This is a genomic window from Fulvimarina fulva, from assembly GCF_039652615.1.
Lineage (GTDB): Bacteria > Pseudomonadota > Alphaproteobacteria > Rhizobiales > Rhizobiaceae > Fulvimarina.
Genome location: NZ_JBDJAC010000036.1, coordinates 1 through 1,067 on the forward strand (window position 1 = coordinate 1; position 1,067 = coordinate 1,067).

Annotated in this window: 1 pseudogene; it reads right to left on the minus strand. The window is 58.2% G+C overall.

Annotated elements, in window-relative coordinates:
• Positions 1-1,009 (minus strand): annotated as a pseudogene (locus ABDX79_RS19655) (IS481 family transposase).
• Positions 1,010-1,067 lie beyond the last annotated feature (58 nt).

A 1,067-nucleotide genomic window follows, 5' to 3' on the forward strand; every position in this document is an offset into this window, starting at 1 on the left:
CTAGGTGTTCAGTCCCGGCATGTGATGGGTTGGATCGTTTATGAATCGTACGGGCTCTTCCGTCCAGCATCGGACCAAATGCTCGAACGGGGTGAGGCCTCTCAGGGTCTTCAACCGTTTGGCAAAGTTGTAGGCATCGACGAAGGTTTGGAGGTGTTCTCGAAACTGGTCATGGGTGCCGTAGTGGTAGCGCCTGACGGTCGCCTCCTTGATCGTGCGGTTCATCCGCTCGACCTGACCGTTCTCGAGGGAAAACGATTCACTGGATCGTTTTCTTGCCCCTCGAACTCCAGGGATGGTTCGGCTTAGTGAGCCGATGCTCGATGCCGTTGGCAGCGCAGATCCGGTCGAAGAGGTGGCCCATAAACGTGGCTGTTGGTCCGTCTCGATAGCGCGGTGGGTGGCAGAACTGGACGCCATTATCTGTCAAAACGGTATGGATCTTATAGGGAATGGCCTCGATCAGATCGCGTAAGAACTGGCATGCGGTAGCCCTGGTCGCCTTCTCCTCGAGCCGCACGAAGACGAACTTCGAGGTCCGATCGATGGCGACAAACATGTGCAGCTTGCCCTCATCGGTGCGCACTTCCGCGATATCGATGTGGATGTAACCAATCGGATAGGCTTTGAACGCCTTCTTCGGCTCGATTTCTGACTTCATGTCAGGGAGCCGAGAGATGCCGTGACGCTGATAGAGCCGGTGAAGGCTCGAGCGCGTCAGCTCCGGAATGCTGTCCTGCAGCGCGTACAGGCAGTCATCGAGCGGAAGCAGTGTATGACGACGGAAGGCGACGCAGGCCGCCTCCTGCTCGGGTGAAAGCACCGTCGAACGCGGGTTCTTCGGACCCATCGCGGTGTCCTCGACCGTCTTTCGGCTCCGCCACTTGCGGACGGTCTTCTCGTTCAACCCGTAGCGTTCGGCGATTTGCGGGACCGAAGCTTTCGATCGCTGTATTGCTGCTCGGACAGCGTGCGTGGTCGTGGCGCATCCGTGAAGAACTTGTCCCATAGCGCATCCCTCTGCTGGCGCGATAAGCTACCACCACAGTGCGGGACTGAACACCTAG